General features: G+C 68.6%; 17 protein-coding genes. 7 read left to right on the top strand and 10 right to left on the bottom strand.

Going from position 1 to position 18,160, the window contains the following annotated elements:
• Nucleotides 1-106 precede the first annotated feature (106 nt).
• A complete protein-coding gene (locus QTN24_RS06230) occupies nt 107-748 on the bottom strand; it encodes a glutathione S-transferase (protein WP_124684825.1) in 642 nt (213 codons plus the stop codon).
• 175 nt (nt 749-923) lie between these two features.
• Between QTN24_RS06230 and QTN24_RS06225 the strand changes: the two genes are divergently transcribed.
• The 4 genes from QTN24_RS06225 to QTN24_RS06210 all read left to right on the top strand — a co-directional run bounded on the left by QTN24_RS06225 (nt 924) and on the right by QTN24_RS06210 (nt 5,896).
• Nucleotides 924-2,447: a 3-hydroxyacyl-CoA dehydrogenase gene (locus tag QTN24_RS06225; protein WP_313835858.1), complete on the top strand. Its 1,524-nt coding sequence runs from the start codon at nt 924-926 to the stop codon at nt 2,445-2,447.
• A gap of 79 nt (nt 2,448-2,526) precedes the next feature.
• Nucleotides 2,527-3,306: an oxepin-CoA hydrolase, alternative type gene (locus QTN24_RS06220; RefSeq protein WP_313835857.1), complete on the top strand. Its 780-nt coding sequence runs from the start codon at nt 2,527-2,529 to the stop codon at nt 3,304-3,306.
• A gap of 68 nt (nt 3,307-3,374) precedes the next feature.
• A complete protein-coding gene (locus QTN24_RS06215) occupies nt 3,375-4,454 on the top strand; it encodes a phosphotransferase (RefSeq protein WP_313835856.1) in 1,080 nt (359 codons plus the stop codon).
• Nucleotides 4,455-4,891: 437 nt separating this feature from the next.
• Entirely contained in the window at nt 4,892-5,896 is a 1,005-nt protein-coding gene (locus QTN24_RS06210; RefSeq protein ID WP_124684829.1) for a Bug family tripartite tricarboxylate transporter substrate binding protein, read from the top strand.
• Nucleotides 5,897-5,983: 87 nt separating this feature from the next.
• Here QTN24_RS06210 and ggt read toward each other — a convergent pair whose 3' ends face one another.
• The 3 genes from ggt to QTN24_RS06195 all read right to left on the bottom strand — a co-directional run bounded on the left by ggt (nt 5,984) and on the right by QTN24_RS06195 (nt 10,462).
• Complete coding sequence (gene ggt, locus QTN24_RS06205; RefSeq protein ID WP_313835855.1) at nt 5,984-7,888, bottom strand: gamma-glutamyltransferase; 1,905 nt, start codon at nt 7,886-7,888, stop codon at nt 5,984-5,986.
• Nucleotides 7,889-8,108: 220 nt separating this feature from the next.
• Nucleotides 8,109-9,287 carry a CAP domain-containing protein gene (locus QTN24_RS06200; RefSeq protein WP_313835853.1) on the bottom strand — a complete coding sequence of 393 codons (1,179 nt, stop codon included), beginning with the start codon at nt 9,285-9,287 and terminating at the stop codon, nt 8,109-8,111.
• Nucleotides 9,288-9,511: 224 nt separating this feature from the next.
• Nucleotides 9,512-10,462, bottom strand: a complete 951-nt coding sequence (locus QTN24_RS06195) for a LysR family transcriptional regulator (RefSeq protein ID WP_313835852.1) — start codon at nt 10,460-10,462, stop codon at nt 9,512-9,514.
• Nucleotides 10,463-10,645: 183 nt separating this feature from the next.
• Between QTN24_RS06195 and QTN24_RS06190 the strand changes: the two genes are divergently transcribed.
• From QTN24_RS06190 to QTN24_RS06180, 3 genes are all read left to right on the top strand, one after another.
• The gene (locus QTN24_RS06190; RefSeq protein WP_124684833.1) at nt 10,646-11,908 is read left to right on the top strand and encodes an acyl-CoA dehydrogenase family protein; all 1,263 of its coding nucleotides are present in this window, start codon (nt 10,646-10,648) and stop codon (nt 11,906-11,908) included.
• 145 nt (nt 11,909-12,053) lie between these two features.
• Nucleotides 12,054-12,746, top strand: coding sequence for a glutathione binding-like protein (locus tag QTN24_RS06185; RefSeq protein WP_313835850.1), 693 nt, complete (start codon nt 12,054-12,056; stop codon nt 12,744-12,746).
• Nucleotides 12,747-13,144: 398 nt separating this feature from the next.
• On the top strand, nt 13,145-13,522 hold the full coding sequence (locus tag QTN24_RS06180) for a helix-turn-helix domain-containing protein (protein WP_124684835.1): 378 nt from the start codon (nt 13,145-13,147) through the stop codon (nt 13,520-13,522).
• 54 nt (nt 13,523-13,576) lie between these two features.
• Here the strand turns inward: QTN24_RS06180 and ureG are convergent, their stop codons facing one another.
• Genes ureG through QTN24_RS06150 form a run of 6 tightly spaced genes read right to left on the bottom strand, consistent with a single transcriptional unit; the run spans nt 13,577 to nt 18,151 of the window.
• Complete coding sequence (gene ureG / locus QTN24_RS06175; RefSeq protein WP_124684836.1) at nt 13,577-14,200, bottom strand: urease accessory protein UreG; 624 nt, start codon at nt 14,198-14,200, stop codon at nt 13,577-13,579.
• Nucleotides 14,201-14,231: 31 nt separating this feature from the next.
• Nucleotides 14,232-14,924, bottom strand: coding sequence for an urease accessory protein UreF (locus QTN24_RS06170; protein ID WP_313835849.1), 693 nt, complete (start codon nt 14,922-14,924; stop codon nt 14,232-14,234).
• Nucleotides 14,921-15,532 (bottom strand): endonuclease domain-containing protein, encoded by a 612-nt coding sequence (locus QTN24_RS06165; protein ID WP_313835847.1) that lies wholly within the window; start codon nt 15,530-15,532, stop codon nt 14,921-14,923. Before QTN24_RS06165 ends, QTN24_RS06170 begins: the two co-directional genes overlap by 4 nt.
• A gap of 13 nt (nt 15,533-15,545) precedes the next feature.
• A complete protein-coding gene (gene ureE / locus QTN24_RS06160) occupies nt 15,546-16,124 on the bottom strand; it encodes an urease accessory protein UreE (RefSeq protein WP_313835845.1) in 579 nt (192 codons plus the stop codon).
• Between the two features lie 3 nt (nt 16,125-16,127).
• Nucleotides 16,128-17,846 carry an urease subunit alpha gene (ureC, locus tag QTN24_RS06155; RefSeq protein ID WP_124684840.1) on the bottom strand — a complete coding sequence of 573 codons (1,719 nt, stop codon included), beginning with the start codon at nt 17,844-17,846 and terminating at the stop codon, nt 16,128-16,130.
• Nucleotides 17,846-18,151: an urease subunit beta gene (locus QTN24_RS06150; protein WP_124684841.1), complete on the bottom strand. Its 306-nt coding sequence runs from the start codon at nt 18,149-18,151 to the stop codon at nt 17,846-17,848. The genes ureC and QTN24_RS06150 overlap by 1 nt, the downstream gene beginning before the upstream one ends.
• Nucleotides 18,152-18,160: the final 9 nt, after the last annotated feature.

Below are 18,160 nucleotides of genomic sequence, written 5' to 3'. Positions count from 1 at the left end.
GCCAGCGGTGCAAATTGCCACCCGTCGGCAAGCAGAACCTCAACGCCCTCACCCCCGGCCCCTCTCCGCACGACGGAGAGAGGAGCAAACAAGCGGAAAACGATGGTTACCGATTCCGACTCAGCATCAGCTCGGTGTTGGCCTTCCGGTCGGCATTGACCTTCTGCACGCTCGGCCGTTCGGCCATCCGCTTCAGGTAGTCCTTCACCGGCAGGCCGGCCAGCAGGTCCTCGCCGTAGATGATCTTGGTGCACGACGACACCAGCGGCAGGTGGCAGACGGCGGCGCAGTCGGCTAGCGTGAAGGTGTCGCCGGCGACATACGGCGAGAACTTCGCCAGCTTGCCGAAGGCGGGGATGAACTTGTCCAGCAGCGCGCGCTGGCGTTCCTTCACGCGGTCGCTGACCTTGCCGCCGAAGAACGCCTCCGGGTACAGCTCGCGGGCGGTCAGTTCCAGGTACAGCTCCATGAACGTGACGAGTTCGCGCACCTTGCCGGCCTGGTACGGGTCCTTTGGCAGCAGCGGGGCCTGGATGTAGGTGGTTTCGATGTACTCGGCAATCGCCTCGGACTCGCACAGCGGGCCGGCATCGGTGATGATGTAGGGCACCTTGCCCAGCGGGGACGCCGCCAGGTCGGTCTCGCCAATCCAGGCCAGCACTTCCTCGAACGGCAGGTTCTTTTCCAGCAGGGCCAGCTTGACCTTGTTGTAGTAGTTGCTGGCGGAAAATCCGCAGAGCTTCAGCATGTGTGTGTCTCTCCAGGTAGGTGGAATCGCCGGTGTCGACCCCAGGCCGCACCGCCGCCGTCTGCCCCGCCTTGCATGGCCGATCAGCGCACGCCGCATGCGCGGCGCCTCTGTCGCTGAAGGTGCAGAAAACGTACGATCGTGCTAATTTAGCCACAACTTTTTTGGACCGACAATGCGCAATTCCACTATCCAATCGCTCGGCATCGTTGGCACCGGAGCCATGGGCCGCGGCATCGCCCAGGTCGCCGCGCAGGCGGGCCTTGCCGTCAGCCTGTTCGATACCAACGCCCAGGCCGTGGCCGCTGCGCGCCAGTACCTGCAGGATACCTTTGCCAAGCTGGCCGACAAGGGCAAGATCAGCGCCGCCGACAGCGAGGCCGCGCTGGCCCGCGTGAAGGCGTGCACCGCGCTGGAAGACCTGGCCGGCTGCGACATGGTCGTGGAAGCCATCGTGGAAAAGCTCGACGTCAAGCGCGACCTCGTGGCCCGGCTAGAGGCGATCCTGCCGGACGACGCGGTGATTGCGTCGAACACGTCGTCGCTGTCGATCACCGCCATCGCCGTGGGCGCCCGCCAGCCGGGCCGCATCGTCGGCTATCACTTCTTCAACCCGGTGCCGCTGATGAAGGTCGTGGAAGTGATCGACGGCCTCTCTGGCGACCCGGCCGTCGGCGACCGCCTGATGGAGCTGTCGCGCCGCATGGGCCATACGCCGGTGCGCTGCAAGGACATGCCGGGCTTCATCGTCAACCATGCCGGCCGCGGCATGAACATCGAGGGCCTGAAGGCCGCGCAGGAAGGCGTGGCCGCGTTCGTCGACATCGACAACATCATGCGCGAGCAGGCCGGCTTCCGCATGGGCCCGTTCGAGCTGATGGACCTGACCGGGCTCGACGTGTCGCACCCGGTGATGGAGTCGATCTACAACCAGTTCTACCAGGAAGCGCGCTACCGCCCGTCGCCGATCACGCAGCTGCGCTACACCGGCGGCCTGCTGGGCCGCAAGACCGGCGCGGGCTTCTACGCCTATCCGGACGGCCAGAAGCAGGTGCCGGCCGCCCAGCCCGTGCCCGACGCCCGCCCGGCCAGCGTCTGGGTCAGCCGCGCCAACGCGCGCGGCCACGCGATGACCGTGAAGCTGCTGGGCGCGCTGGGCGCGACGGTCGAAGGCGGCAACGCCCCGTCGGCCGACGCGCTGATCGTGGTGACGCCGCTGGGCCTGGACGCCACCACCGCCGCGCTGGAGGAAGGGCTGGACGCCACGCGCGTGGTCGCCATCGACACGCTGCTGCCGTTCGAAGCCACCAAGCGCCGCACGCTGATGACCACGCCGGCCACCAGCGCCGCCGCCCGCGACGCCGCGCACGGCCTGCTGGCCAGCGACGGCGTGCCGGTGACCGTGATCCGCGACTCGGCCGGCTTCATCGCCCAGCGCATCATCGGCTGCATCGTCAACATCGCCAGCGACATCGCCCAGCAGCGCATTGCCACGCCGACCGACATCGACCTGGCCGTGAACCTGGGCCTGGGCTACCCCAAGGGCCCGCTGGCGCTGGGCGACACGATCGGCCCCGGCGTGATCCTGGAAGTGCTGCGCAACATGAACCGCCTGACCGGCGACATGCGCTACCGCCCGAGCCCGTGGCTGTGGCGCCGCGCGGGCCTGGGCCTGTCGCTGCTGACCGAAGAAGCCTGACCCCCGCACGGGCGCCCCGACGAGACACGGGGCGCCCGTTTCGTATCCCCCGGCAATCCTTATCAGAACAGAGGCCGCCATGACCGCCCAGCTACTTTCCGAACGCGTCGACGCGACGCTCGTCCTGACCATCTCGAACCCCGAGGCGCGCAACGCGCTGCATCCGGACATCTACGCCGCCTCGCAGGAGGCGCTGGAAGTGGCCGCGCGCGATGACTCGATCCGCACCGTGGTGCTGACCGGCGCCAACGGCGTGTTCTGCGCCGGCGGCAACCTGAACCGGCTGCTTGGCAACCGCTCGCAGCCGCCGGCGGTGCAGGCCGAGAGCATCGAGACGCTGCACCACTGGATCGAATCGTTCCACGCGTTTCCCAAGCCGATCATCGCCGCCGTGGAAGGCCCGGCCGCCGGCGCCGGCTTCTCGCTGGTGCTGGCCTGCGATTTCGTGGTGGCCGCCAGCGACGCCAAGTTCGTGATGGCCTACGTCAAGGTCGGGCTGACGCCGGACGGCGGCGGCTCGTACGAGATTGCCCGCATGCTGCCGCGCCAGCTGGCCAGCGAGATCCTGATGGAAGGCAAACCGGTGGACCCGGCGCGGCTGGCACACTTCGGCATCGTCAACCGCGTGGTCCAGCCGGGCCACGCGCTGACCGAGGCGCTGCGGATTGCCGACAACCTGGCCAAGGAATCGCCGAACGCCGTGCGCGGCATGAAATCGCTGATCAACCATGCCGGCACCGCCACGCTGACCGAACACCTGGCCGCCGAGCGCGACAGCTTCGTGGCCGCGCTGCACCACCGCGACGGGGGCGAGGGCATCACGGCCTTCCTGGAAAAGCGCAAGCCGAACTATCGCTGACGCCCGGGCATATCCGGCGGCGACAATTCCGACAACGACGACAAAACACATTGCGGAGAGAGACACACATGAGCAGCAGCAACGTTTCGCATTTCGAAGGCACGCGCCCTGTGGCCGACCAGCAGCGCTTTGACGTCGGCGCGCTGGAGGACTGGATGCGCCAGCACGTGGCCGGCTTTGCCGGGCCGCTGAGCGTCGAGCAGTTCAAGGGCGGCCAGTCCAATCCCACCTTCAAGCTGGTCACGCCGGGCCAGACCTACGTGATGCGCGCCAAGCCGGGCCCCAAGGCCAAGCTGCTGCCGTCGGCCCACGCCATCGAGCGCGAATACCGCGTCATGAAGGCGCTGGCCGGCACCGACGTGCCGGTCGCGCACATGTTCGCGCTCTGCGAGGACGAGGCCATCATCGGCCGCGCCTTCTACATCATGGAATTCGTCAGCGGCCGCGTGCTGTGGGACCAGTCGCTGCCGGACATGACCCCCGCCCAGCGCGGCGCGATCTACGACGAGATGAACCGTGTCATCGCCGCGCTGCACACGGTCGACTACCAGGCCATCGGGCTGGCCGACTACGGCAAGCCCGGCAACTACTTCCAGCGCCAGATCGAGCGCTGGAGCAAGCAGTACAAGCTGTCCGAAACCGAATCGATCCCGGCCATGGACCAGCTCATGGCGTGGCTGCCCGATCACATCCCGCAGGAAGACGTGGATCTGACCAGCATCGTCCACGGCGACTACCGGCTCGACAACCTGATGTTCCACCCGACCGAGCCAAAGGTGCTGGCCGTGCTGGACTGGGAGCTGTCCACGCTGGGCCATCCGATGGCCGACTTTGGCTACCACTGCATGAGCTGGCACATCCAGCCCGGCCAGTTCCGCGGCATCGCCGGCTTGGACCACCAGGCGCTCGGCATCCCCGACGAAGCCGCGTACCGCCGCCTGTACGAACAACGCACCGGCCGCCAGATCACCGGCGACTGGAACTTCTACCTGGCCTTCAGCATGTTCCGCATCGCCGGCATCCTGCAGGGCATCATGAAGCGCGTGGTGGACGGCACGGCATCGTCCGCCCAGGCCCTGGACGCCGGCAAGCGCGCCCGCCCGATGGCGGAAATGGGCTGGGAGTACGCGAAGAAGTCGGGGGCGTAGGGCTGAGGTGGTGGGGCGTGACGCCGGAGAGCTGTCGTCGAGGCCACGTTGCGGCGTTGGCGGTCGATTGCCACCGGTTGGCTCCCCTCTCCCGCCTGCGGGAGAGGGGTTGGGGGTGAGGGCCAAGCGGGTCGCCTGCGAAGAACGCTTGTCAGTGCCCGACGGCCTGCCCTCATCCCCGGCCCCTACACAGGCGCGCGGCAGAAGGGAGCAAACCCAGGCTCAAGTCATCAGACAACTGAGCACGCCGATCCACATGGCTCCGCCTGCGCCGAGACATTGAACGCCCCACCCCAACACCCGCCCCCACCCTAATGTCCCAACATTCACCCCCTCCCTTCTACGTGTTTTCCCGATAGACCCGGCCGCGATCCCAGCCTACACTCCCATCCATCGTTGTACGACGACTGATGATAAGTGTTGACTGGAGACACAGCATGACCTCTTCCCGCCGCCAATTCCTTGGCCAGCTTCCGGGCCTTGCGGCTCTCGGTGCCGTGGGCACGTCCGGCATCATTGCCCCGGCCACCTCGTGGGCGCAGGACAAATGGCCGACCAAGCCGATCCGGCTCGTGGTGCCCTACCCCGCCGGCGGATCGTCGGACATCATCGCGCGCCTGATCAGCAAGCAGCTGGGCGAAGCGCTGGGCCAGCCGATCGTGGTGGACAACCGCCCGGGCGCCAACGGCAATATCGGCGCCGCCATGGTGGCGCAGGCCGGATCCGAGAACCACACGCTGCTGCTGTGCGACGTCGGCGCGCTGGCAATCACCCCGTCGGTCTACACCAAGCTGACGTTCAATCCGGACAAGGACCTCAAGGGCGTGGCGATGCTGGCCTACTCGCCGCACCTGCTGGTCGTGCACCCCTCTGTGCCGGCCAACAACCTCAAGGAACTGGTCGAGCTGTCGCACAAGCAGTCGCTGAACTTCGCCGTGACGGCCATCGGCAGCGCCCCGCACCTGGCCGGCGTGGCCGTGCAGCAGGCCACCAAGGCCGCGTGGCAGTACGTGCCGTACAAGGGCGGCGCGCAGGCGATTGCCGACACGGTCGGGGGTACCGCCCAGGTGCTGATGAACGGCATGCTGGCGACCTATCCGCACGTGCAGTCGGGCAAGCTGAAGCTGCTGGCCGTATCCAAGCGCACGCGTATGGCGCTGGTCGGCCAGACGCCGACGATTGCCGAAAGCGGCGTGCCGAACTTCGAATCGGGCACGTGGCAGGGCGTGATGGCGCCGGCCGGCATGCCTGACGCGCTGGTCCAGCGCATCAACACCGAGCTGGTCAAGATCATCCGCACGCCTGAAATCCGCGCCAACCTGGCCGGCCAGGGGGCGGAAGTGGTGACGATGTCGCCGGCCGAGACCAACAAGTGGTTCCAGGCCGAGGAGAAGCGCTGGGCACAAGTCGTGAAAGCGGCAGGGGTCAAGCTGGACGCCTGAGTCCAGACCAACAACATGCAGCACTGGAACGGGCGCGATCTTCGCGCCCGTTTTTTTATGCCCGCGCGCCGCCGCGATGGGCCACGGTCAGTCGCCCAGCGCCACGCCTTCGCGGCGCGGATCGGCGCCGCCGGCCCAGACGGCCTTGCCGTCCACGGTCTTGCGCATGATGGCCTGCGTGCCGCTGGTCATCTCGATCTCGGCCACCTGATGGCCCTGCTGGCGCAGCGCATCCACCAGCCGCGGCGTCACCAGTCCGCGCTCCACCTCGGTCGGGCCGTTGCGGCTGCCGAAGTTGGCCATGCCCACGGCCTGCTGCACGTCCATGTCCCAGTCGAGCAGGCCGACCAGCGTCTTCGACACGTACTCGATGATCTGCGACCCGCCCGGCGACCCCAGCGCGGCCACCAGCTTGCCGGACTGCCGGTCGAACACCAGCGTCGGCGCCATCGACGAGCGCGGCCGCTTGCCGGCCTGCACGCGGTTGGCCACGGGCTTGCCGTTCTCGGTCGGGGTGAACGAGAAATCGGTAAGCTGGTTGTTGAGCATGAAGCCGCGCACCATGATGTGCGAGCCGAAGTACGACTCGATCGTCGTCGTCATCGACAACGCCCCGCCCCGGTTGTCGACGGCCACGATCTGCGACGTGGAAATGCGCGGCGGCGAGCGGTCCGGCGCGAACGCCACCTTCACGCCGGGCGGCGTGCCGGGCTGGGCCTTGCCCATGCTCTTGTCGCCGATCAGTTGCGCGCGCTCGGCCAGGTAGTTCGGATTGACCATCGCGGCCACGTCCACGGGCACGAAGTCGGCATCGGCCACGTAGAGCCCCCGGTCGGCATAGGCCAGCCGGTCGGCCTCGGCGATGGCATGCACCGCCAGCGGGTTCGGCTCCATCAGCGACGGCAGGTCGACGCGCGACGGCTTCAGGCTGGCCAGCGCATAGCGCGGGTCGCGCTTTTCCAGCGCCTCCAGCGTGCCCAGGATCTGCGCGATGGCAATGCCGCCCGACGACGGCGGCGGCATGCCGCAGACCTTCCACTGCCGGTAGTCGGTGCAGACCGGCACGCGCACCTTGGCCTTGTAGCCCTTGAGGTCGGCCACCGAGAGGCTGCCGGGGTTCGGATGCGCGTTGACCTTGGCGGCGATGTCGCGCGCGATCGGGCCGTTGTAGAACACGTTCGGGCCGTTGCGGGCAATCTCGCGCAGCGTCTGCGCCAGTTGCGGATTGCGGATCAGCGTGCCGACCGGCTTGGCCTTGCCCTGCGCGTCAAGGAAGTACGCGGTCATCTCGGGCGAGCCGCCCATGAACTTGTCCGCCGCGACCTGCGTGTAGAGACGCTGCGACATCGGAAAGCCCTTCTCGGCCAGCCGGATGGCGGGCTGGAACAGCCGCGCCCACGGCAGCCGGCCATGCTCGCGATGCGCCATTTCCAGCGCGCGCAGCACGCCCGGCACGCCCACCGAGCGTCCGCCGATCTGGCCTTCGGAGAACTCCATCGGCTTGCCGTCGGGCCGCATGAACAGGTTCTCGGTGGCGCCGGACGGCGCGGTCTCGCGGCCGTCGTACGCCTGCACGCGCTTGCCGTCCCAGTACATGATGAACGCGCCGCCGCCGATGCCGGTGGCCTGCGGCTCCACCAGCGTCAGCACGGCCTGCATGGCCACGGCCGCGTCGATGGCCGAGCCGCCGGCCCGCAGGATCTCGCGCCCGGCCTCGGTGGCCAGCGGGTTGGCCGCGGCCGCCATGTGCTTCTGCGCGTAGGTGGTGGTCATGCCGGGCCGGTAGCCCGACGACACCTCGGGTGCGGGCGGCATGGCCGCCTGGGCGGCCGGCGCCGAGGCCGGGCCCTGGGCGGCAGCCGGCTTGCCGGCGTCCTTGGCGGTCGTGCCGCACGCGGCAAGCAGCGCCGTCAGCGCCACGGCCAGCGTGGCGCGCCAGCGCGGCGATTGGAAACCGGAAACCTGGGAAGTTGCTGCAACGTCGTCAGTCATGCGGTGTCTCCTGGGGGAAGGCTTCGGCGATTGTAGCGGCGAACGGAGCGCCCGGACTTGCGAATAGTCTGAAAACGGCACCCGGGCGGCCACCGCGGCTGGAGCCGCCAGTCCGGCCGCCAGTCCTGCCGCCAATCCCCCAGCCAGCCCAGCCGTCACATGGCAAAACGGGAGGCCCATGCCTCCCGTCCTTGCTTTGTGTCGACTTCCGACGACCGCGTCAGCGCGTGGTGAACGCCCAGCTCAGGTTCACGCCCTGCCCGTTCAGCGTGCCGCTGACGGTGACGTTGTAGCGCGTGCCGGCGGCCAGCGGCGCGCGCGGCGTGCAGATCGCCAGGCCGCGCGCGGCGCCCGACATGCCCGCGGTGCGCGCGTCCACCTTCTCGCACGGCACGCCGTTGCCGGCCGCGTCGGTGATCGTGAAGGTGTCGGCGTTGAAGGCCAGATTGGTGTTCACGGCCTGCACGGTCACCGGATAGCCCATGGTCTGGCCCGCGTAGGCCGGTGCCGGGTTCGGGCTTTCGTTGTTGACCCAGCTTGCCGGCACGTCGGCCTGGCCGTTGTAGGGGTAGGCCACCATCTGGTTGTCGGCACCGCCCTGGCTGCGGTCGGCCAGGTCGATCGTCTGGTAGTAGTACGCCTGCGTGCCGCCGCTGCTGCCGGCGCCCACGCTCTCGGCAAACCCGCTGCCGGCCGAGCCGTAGCTGCCCAGCAGCGCGGCGCGATGGAACGGCGCGTCCACCAGATCCACCACAAGCTGGTCCTTCGGCGTCATCGACAGGCTGGCGCCCGACTGCGACGTCCAGCGGTTGGCGCCGGCCACCACTTCGGCCGTGGCGTTGGTCGGATAGGCGGCCTGGATGCGGTCGTTGGGCGCCGCGCCGGTGTAGCCGGTCTTGCCCGACTGCTCGTCGTGGGTGAGCGTGTTGTTGGCCAGCATGTAGGCCGTGTGGTTCTGCGCGACGGTGTTCAGCGCATCGCGCGCGGTCAGCGGCGCCAGGCCCACCTGCTCGCGGCGATAGTTGGCGTAGCACAGGCCCGCGCTGCGGGCATCGGCCAGCACGCGATAGCCAGACACGCCGGTGCCGCGCGCGGGCAGCAGCGCGACCGATCCGGTGACCGGGGCCGGCGCGCTGCCGGACACGGTGTAGCAGCCCCGGTCGGTGCCGCCGGCCGTGGGCGCGGTGGCCGTGGCGCCCGTGCCCGTCGACGGCTGCGTGCCGGTGCCCGTCGCGGGCTGCGCGGCCGATTGCGCCGGGCTGCCCGACGCCGCCGTGCTGCTGCTGCCGCCATCGCCGCCACCGCAGGCGGCCAACGTCAGCGCCGCGCCGGCGGCCATGGCGCCGCAGGCCAGCGGGCGCAGCTTCAGAAAGGCAAAGGGCAAGGGTTTCCCTGACATGGAATCGTCTCGGTGCATGGCAATCTAGGAATGGGGAAACTGCCCGCATGGCGGCCGCGCGGGCCGTCACAACGCCAACCAGGGCGCGGCAGCGCCGCGATGGGAGGCGTCCGGGGCAGATGGAACGGGGTGATGGTAGGGAGGCATCCCGGACCCGTCCAGCCTGCGAACATTTTCTTACGGTGTGATCCGGGCGCGCTGCACGTGGCGGCCCGGCCGGCGCTTCAGGCGGACGGAGGCGCCTCGCCGGCCACATCGGCCATGCCGTTGCCCAGCGACGTCATGACCGCCATCAACTGCTCGCGCAGCCAGCGGTTGGCGCCGTCGTTCTCGCCGCCGGCGTGCCAGTACAGGTGCAGCTCCAGCGACGGCACCTTGAACGGCAGCGACAGCAGCCGGTTGGCGTACGGCTCGTTGGCGATGCGCGCGTAGCGCAGCGGCAGCGTGGCCAGCAGATCGGTACAGCTCACCACGCGGCAGGCCGCCGCATAGTGCTGGCAGCGCAGCCGCACGCGGCGCGTCAGGCCCATCCGGTGCAGCGCCTGGTCTTCGAGCCCCGCGCCGCGCCGGCGTGACGAGACGTGGACGTGCTCGGCAGCCAGGTAGCGTTCCAGCGTCAGTTCCTTCTTGACCAGCGGGTGGTCGCGCCGGGCCAGCACGACCATCGGATCGGACATGAACGCGACATGGTGGATCGCCGGCGAGACCGGCAGCAGGATGTCGATGGCGGTGTCCAGCGTGCCCGCAAGCAGCTCGGACTCCATCTCGCGGCGGTCGAAGCGGATGGCGGCGATTTCCACGTGCGGCGCCATGGCCGTCACGCGGGCCATCAGCGGCGGCAGCAGCGTGCTTTCCAGCGCGTCGCGCATGCCGATGGTGAAGCGGCGCGTGGTGTTGGCGGGGTCGAAGTGCGGCGTGTCCTGCAGCGTGCGGGCAAACGATTGCAGCGCGCCGCGCACCTCGCCGGCCAGCGAGCGCGCCAGAGGCGTGGGCGCCATGCCCTGCCCGCGCCGCTCGAACAGCGGGTCGTCGAACAGCGTGCGCAGCCGGCCCAGCGCGTGGCTCACGGCCGGCTGGGTCAGGTTGAGCTGGCGGGCTGCGGCGGTGATGCTGCCTTCGCTGTAGATGGCGTCGAAGACGACGAACAGATTAAGGTCGATCCGGCTCAGTTGCATGGCACCTTCCTGCACGAACAATGGACTGGCGCGACACCCCGGCGCCGATGTCGCGCATTCTGGCACGGAATGCAGCACATTGATACTGACCAATCCAGAAAATTCATTTTTCTAATTTGAATCGTTCCGCTAGAGTAGCCACAGTCGGCACGCGCGTGCCCACCAAACCCCCGAGGAGACCTCATGCAATTCGAATACTCGCCCAAGGTCAAGGAGATGCAGGCCAGGCTGCTGGCCTTCTTCGACAAGCACATCTATCCGAACGAAAAGCGCTTCTATGCCGAAGTGCAGGCCAACCGCGAGGCCGGCAATGCATGGGTGCCCACCAAGGTAGTGGAGGAACTGAAGCCGCTGGCGCGCGAGGCCGGCCTGTGGAACCTGTTCCTGCCGCGTTCCAAGCGGGCGCCGGAGGGGCTGTCCAACCTCGAATACGCGCCGATGTGCGAGATCATGGGCCGCGTGCCCTGGTCGGCCGAGGTCTTCAACTGCGCCGCGCCGGACACCGGCAACATGGAGACGCTGGAACGCTACGCGTCCGAGGCGCTCAAGGACCAGTGGCTGGAGCCGCTGCTGCGCGGCGAGATCCGCTCGGCGTTCCTGATGACCGAGCCGGCCGTGGCGTCGTCGGACGCCACCAACATCGCCTGCCGCATCGAGCGCGACGGCGACCACTACGTGATCAACGGCACCAAGTGGTGGTCGTCGGGCGCCGGCGACCCGCGCTGCAAGGTGTACATCGTGATGGGCAAGACCGACCCCGAGGCGGGCCGCCACGAGCAGCAGTCGATGATCGTCGTGCCGGCCGACACGCCGGGCATCACGATCAAGCGCTTCCTGCCGGTGTTTGGCTATGACGACGCGCCGCACGGCCACATGGAGATCGAGCTGAAGGACGTGCGCGTGCCGGCCGAGAACATCCTGCTGGGCGAAGGCCGCGGCTTCGAGATCGCGCAGGGCCGCCTGGGCCCGGGCCGCATCCACCACTGCATGCGCAGCATCGGCGTGGCCGAGCGCGCGCTGGAACTGATGTGCAAGCGCAGCCTGGAGCGCGTGGCCTTTGGCAAGCAGATTGCCCGCCATGGCGTCACGCAGGAGCGCATCGCCGAGGCCCGCTGCGATATCGAGATGGCGCGCCTGCTGACGCTGAAGGCCGCATACATGATGGATACCGTGGGCAACAAGGTGGCCAAGGCCGAGATCGCGATGATCAAGGTGGTGGCGCCCAACGTGGCCCTGCGCGTGATCGACTGGGCCATCCAGGTGCATGGCGCCGCCGGCGTGTCCAGCGACTTCCCGCTGGCCAACTGGTGGGCCCACCAGCGCACGCTGCGCCTGGCCGACGGTCCGGACGAGGTGCACCGCAACGCCATCGCCAAGCTGGAACTGGCCAAGCACATGAACGTCAGCGCAGACAGCATCCAGATGCCGGTCACGCGCGGTTCCTGACCTGCCCCGCCCTGACCTGACCTGCCGCCCGGGCCGGCGCCCCCACTCCAGGGGGCCCGGCCCGGCGCGTTAGATCTCCCGTCAGCAGGGTTTTTCACTCTGTGCTGTAATGCCTCCGCCAATTCACCATGGAGCGCGTTGCAAAATGATCGACGTCTATTCGTGGGCCACCCCGAACGGCCACAAGGTCCACATCATGCTCGAGGAATGCGGTCTCGAGTACAAGGTGCATCCGATCAACATCGGCGCCGGCGACCAGTTCGGCGACGACTTCCTCAAGATCAGCCCCAACAACAAGATCCCGGCGATCGTCGACAGTGACGGCCCCGACGGCGCGCCGATCTCGCTGTTCGAATCGGGCGCGATCCTGCTCTACCTGGCCGGCAAGACCGGCAAATTCCTGCCCGATGACGTGCGCGGCAAGTACGACGCGCTGCAGTGGCTGATGTTCCAGATGGGCGGCGTGGGCCCGATGCTGGGCCAGGCGCACCATTTCCGCATCTACGCGCCCGAAAAGATCGAATACGCGGTCAACCGCTACACCAACGAGGCCCGGCGCCTGTATGGCGTGATCGACAAGCAGCTGTCCCGCCACGCCTGGCTGGCCGGCGACAGCTACACCATCGCGGACATCGCCACCTTCCCGTGGCTGCGCAGCTGGCAGAACCAGGGCGTGGAGCTGGACGACTACCCGCACCTGAAGCGCTGGTTCAACGAGATTGCCGAGCGCCCGGCCGTCAAGCGCGGCGTGGAGGTGCTGGCCAAGGAGCGCAAGCCGCTGCAATCGGACAAGGAACGCGAGATCCTGTTCGGGGCCACGCAATATCAGCGCCGCTGAGCGCCGCCGGCCGTTGCCGGAATGACACATCCCCGTCAACCGATGCCGGCCTCGGTTTCGGCCGGCGGGGTGTGACGGAGGTTGGCTGCGGGGTGGCAAGGGGGCCGGCTGCACGGCCTTGCGGAACCCGCCAGGCAGGCCGGGTGTGCCCGGCGCCCCGGTATCCGCAATGGACGGCGTGGCGCGGTTTTCCGCCCCGCCGCCCATGCCGGGCGGGGCCGTTTTCGATGCCCCTGTGTTCGACGGACAGGCCGGCATCTGTGCCGCCATCGCGATAGTCAGCGCGCTTAGGATTGCGATCTGGCACCGATAGAACGACGAACTATAAGTTGTCGTTGTGCATAGGTCGAACCCTTAGGCTCGATCGACTTAGCGACTTAGTATCCACACAGCAGCATATGACAGCAGACCCACTCAAGCTGTTCGGGCGGCACCTGACCTGGTTGCGCAAGCAGCGCGGCTGGTCACAGGAAGCGCTGTCGCTGGAAAGCGGCCTGGCCCGATCGTACCTCAGCGGCATCGAACGCGGCACGCGCAATGTTGCGCTATACAACATATGTACCCTCGCGGATACGCTCGGTGTTGCGCCAACCGAGATGCTTGACTTTTCCAAGCATCGTGCCGAGGAGAGCCAGGACGCGCCCCGGTCGCCGTTCGACGCCGAGCAGTCGCCGTCGGTGCAGGCCACGCTGCGGTACATGGCGGAACTGAACGACGTGGACCGCGACGTCGTGGCCGGCGTGGCCCGCGCGCTGGCCCGGCGCCACACGCGCTGAAGCACCACCCCGGCGCCCAGGCCGGGCGCCCTTCGCCAGCCGCGCCGCGCGCGCTCAGACGTTCAGCATGCCCTGCTGCTCGATGAAGGCGATGACCTGGTCCAGCCCCTGCCCCGACTTCACGCTGCCCATCACGAACGGACGCTCGCCGCGCATCTTGCGCGTGTCGCTTTCCATGATTTCCAGCGACGCCCCCACGTACGGCGCCAGGTCGGTCTTGTTGACCACCAGCAGGTCTGACTTGGTGATACCCGGCCCGCCCTTGCGCGGGATCTTCTCGCCGCCGGCCACGTCGATCACGTAGATCGTCAGGTCCGACAGCTCGGGACTGAACGTGGCGGCGAGGTTGTCGCCGCCCGACTCGATGAACACCACGTCGGCGTCGGGAAACTTCGCCAGCATGCGGTCCACGGCCTCCAGGTTGATCGACGCATCCTCTCGGATCGCCGTGTGCGGGCAGCCGCCCGTCTCCACGCCCATGATCCGCTCGGCCGGCAGCGCGCCCGAGATGGTCAGCAGGCGCTGGTCTTCCTTCGTGTAGATGTCGTTGGTGATCGCCACGAGGTCATAGCGGTCGCGCATGGCCTTGCAGAGCATTTCCAGCAGCGTGGTCTTGCCGGAGCCCACCGGGCCACCCACGCCGACGCGCAGGGGAGGATTCTTCTTGGTACGGGTCATGATCGAAAGCTTCAGGAGTTGGGCCGGCCGCCTACGAGCGGAACAGCCGGGAATACTGGGTCTCGTGCCGGGCCGACAGCAGCCCGAGCATGGGCGAGAACGTGGAGAGCCGCGGCGGCTCGGCATCGGCGCGGCGTACGGCTTCGTCGACGGTCGCCTGCACGGCGCCATGCAGCCCAAGCAGGATGCGCTGGCCGGCCACCTGCCCCAGCGGCACGGCCTTGATCGCGGCGGCCACCTGGTTCTCGGCCCAGTTGAACGCATAGGCCGCCAGGCCGTCGCGCCCGTCGATGCCCAGCGCCACGCAGGCCGCCGTGAACGCCGTGGGCAGGCACAGCGGCGACAGGTCGCGCAGCACGCCGCGCATGGCGTCGTCGCCCCAGCCCATCTGCGCGACGAGCTTCGCCAGCGACCATCCCATCTGCTCGGTCTCCAGCCGCAGCTCGGCCGTCTCGCGCGTGGCATGGAACCAGCCGTTCCAGTGCGCCACCGCGCCGTGATCGCCAGCCCGCCACGCGCGATGCAGCAACAGCCAGACCGGCGCCTCGCACTGGGCCTGCACGTGCGAAAGGTTGTCGTGAATCCACCGCTCCGCCGTGCCGGCATCGGCCACCAGCCCGCAGTCGATGGCCGCCTCCAGCCCCTGCGAATAGCTGAACCCGCCAATCGGCAGCGCCGGCGAGGCCAGGTGCAGCAGGGAGATGAGCTGTGGGAGGGTTGTCATGGGGCGCCCTGGATGCGCCGGCCCTGTCCGCCGGCGGGACGGGGGACCGCATGGTCGGTGACCGGGGACGGCGGCTCTACGAAACCGCGTGCCAGCACGGCCAGGCGGATCGATTCCAGCACGCCGTCGATCTCGTGGTCGATCTGGTTGTTCCAGAAGCGCAGGACCGTGTAGCCCTGCGCCTGCAGCCAGCGATCGCGGGCCATGTCTGCCGGCGTGCCGTGCTGGCTGCCGTCGGCTTCGATGATGAGGTGGTACTGCATGCAGACGAAGTCCGCGACGTAGGGTCCCAGTGGCACCTGCCGCTTGAACTTCAGCCCGAGTAATCGGTGAGCCCGAAGGAAGTACCAGAGGCGTTCTTCGGCATTGGTCTGGCGGGTGCGGAGGGACTTTGCGAACGCGTAGCGACTCAGGCGCCGGCCCTCTCCCCCGGCCCCTCTCCCGCCAGCGGGAGAGGGGAGCAAACCAGCAGCCTCGCCAGCGCTGGTGGGGGTAAGCAAACCAGCAGCCTTGCCGGTGCTGGCGGGGGCGTTGTCAGTTCCGTTGGTGGTCTCCCCTCTCCCGCTAGCGGGAGAGGGGTTGGGGGAGAGGGCCAGCCGTTCAACCATTGATCACATCCCGTCAATGCTCATGCCCACAGTGTCCCCCATGCCCATGCGAATGCCCATGCCCATGATCATGCCCATGGTGCTCGTGGAACACCGCCTGCGCCGTGGCGTAGTCTTCGGCGAACGTGGCGTCGTGGCCGTGTTTGTGGCCGCCGCCGTAGGCGCCGGCTTCGGGTTCGAAGGGGGCGTTGGCGCGGGATGCCTGGACGCCCAGGCGGGCCAGCATGTCGGCCAGCACGGGGTCGTATTCCAGCCGCAGGTAGTCGCGGCCCACTTCCACGGGGGTGTGGCGGTTGCCCAGGTGGTAGGCGGCGCGCATCAGCGCCTGGGGATCGGTGGCGCTGACTTCGAGCACCGATTCCGCGGCGGCCTGGACTTCCACGAAGGTGCCGTCCTCGGCCACCAGCAGGTCGCCGCCGCGCAGCACGGTGCCGCGCGGCAGGAACAGCGCGGCCTCGGTGCCGTTATCGAGCACCGCGCGCAGGCGGCTCTTGCTGCGGTCGCCGAATGGCAGCACCAGCTTGGGGGCGCGGCGCACCAGTACCGGTGCGATGCCATGCGGCGCGGGCAGGACTTTGTCGATCTTGATCACGGGTCAGAACAGGAAGTAGCGCTGCGCCATCGGCAGCACGGTGGCGGGCTCGCACGTCAGCAACTGGCCGTCGGCCACCACCTGGTACGTCTCGGGATCGACGGTGACGTGGGGCTGCCAGTCATTGTGCACCATGTCGCGCTTGCTGACGGTGCGGCAGCCGCGCACGGCGGCCAGCGTCTTGGCCAGCCCGTAGCGCCCGCCCACGTCGGCCGCCAGCGCGGCCTGCGAGACGAACGTCAGCGACGACCTGGGCAGCGCGCCGCCGGCCGATGCGAACATCGGGCGGTAGTGCACCGGCTGGGGCGTCGGGATCGACGCGTTGGGGTCGCCCATGGCCGCCGCGGCGATCATGCCGCCCTTCAGGATCAGGCTCGGCTTCACGCCAAAGAACGCCGGCTTCCAGAGCACCAGGTCGGCCCACTTGCCCACCTCGATCGACCCCACCTCGTGCGCGATGCCGTGCGTCAGCGCCGGGTTGATCGTGTACTTGGCGATGTAGCGCCGCACGCGGAAGTTGTCGTGCCCGCCGCGCGCGTCGTGCGGGTCGCCCGGCAGCTTGCCGCGCTGCGCCGCCATCTTGTGCGCGGTCTGCCAGGTGCGCAGGATCACCTCGCCCACGCGGCCCATGGCCTGCGAATCGCTGGAGATCATCGAGAACGCGCCCAGGTCGTGCAGGATGTCCTCGGCGGCGATGGTCTCGCGCCGGATGCGCGACTCGGCAAAGGCGATGTCCTCGGCGATCGACGGGTCCAGGTGATGGCAGACCATCAGCATGTCCAGGTGCTCGTCCAGCGTGTTCACGGTGTACGGCCGCGTGGGGTTGGTCGACGACGGCAGCACGTTGGCCTCGCCGCAGACCTTGATGATGTCGGGCGCGTGGCCGCCGCCGGCGCCCTCGGTGTGGTACGTGTGGATCGTGCGGCCCTTGAACGCGGCGATGGTGGCCTCGACGAAGCCGCCCTCGTTCAGCGTGTCGGTGTGGATGGCCACCTGGGTGTCGGTGTCGTCGGCCACGGTCAGGCAGGTGTCGATGGCCTGCGGCGTGGTGCCCCAGTCCTCGTGCAGCTTCAGCCCGATGGCGCCGGCCTGCACCTGTTCGGTCAGCGGGCCGGTCTGGCTGGCGTTGCCCTTGCCCAGGAAGCCGATGTTCATCGGGTAGGCGTCGGCGGCCTGCAGCATCCGCTCCATGTACCACGGGCCGGGCGTCACGGTGGTGGCGTAGGTACCCGTGGCCGGCCCCGTGCCGCCGCCGATCATCGTCGTCACGCCGCTCATCAGCGCCTCTTCGATCTGCTGCGGGCAGATGAAGTGGATGTGGGTGTCGATGCCGCCGGCCGTGACGATCATGCCCTCGCCGGCAATGACCTCGGTGCCGGGGCCCACGACGATGGTCACGCCCGGCTGGATGTCCGGGTTGCCGGCCTTGCCGATGCCGGCGATGCGGCCGTGCTTGAGCCCGATGTCGGCCTTGACGATGCCCCAGTGGTCGACGATCAGCGCGTTGGTGATGACCGTGTCGACGCAGTCCTGCGACATGCGCTGGCTCTGCCCCATGCCGTCGCGGATCACCTTGCCGCCGCCGAACTTGACCTCCTCGCCGTAGATCGTGAAGTCGCGCTCGACCTCGATCACCAGCCCCGTGTCGGCCAGCCGCAGGCGGTCGCCCGTGGTGGGGCCGAACATCTCGGCATACGCCTGCCGCGAAATCTTCACGCTCATCACAGCGCTCCCATGATCTTGCCGTTGAAGCCGTAGACGATGCGGTCGCCGTCCAGCGCCACGAGCTGCACCGTGCGCGACTGGCCGGGCTCGAAGCGCACGGCCGTGCCCGCCGCGATGTCCAGCCGGAAGCCGCGTGCGGCCTCGCGGTCGAACGACAGCGCCGCGTTCGTCTCGTAGAAATGGAAGTGCGAGCCCACCTGCACCGGGCGGTCGCCCGTGTTGGCCACGGTCACGCTGACCGTCGGCCGGCCCGCGTTCAGTTCGATCTCGCCGTCCAGCGGCATCAGTTCCCCGGGAATCATCGCCTGGCT

The sequence above is a fragment of the Cupriavidus sp. SZY C1 genome, from assembly GCF_032190535.1.
In the GTDB taxonomy this organism is placed as follows: Bacteria; Pseudomonadota; Gammaproteobacteria; order Burkholderiales; family Burkholderiaceae; genus Cupriavidus; species Cupriavidus pauculus_C.
This window is presented reverse-complemented; position numbering and strand designations above follow the sequence as displayed.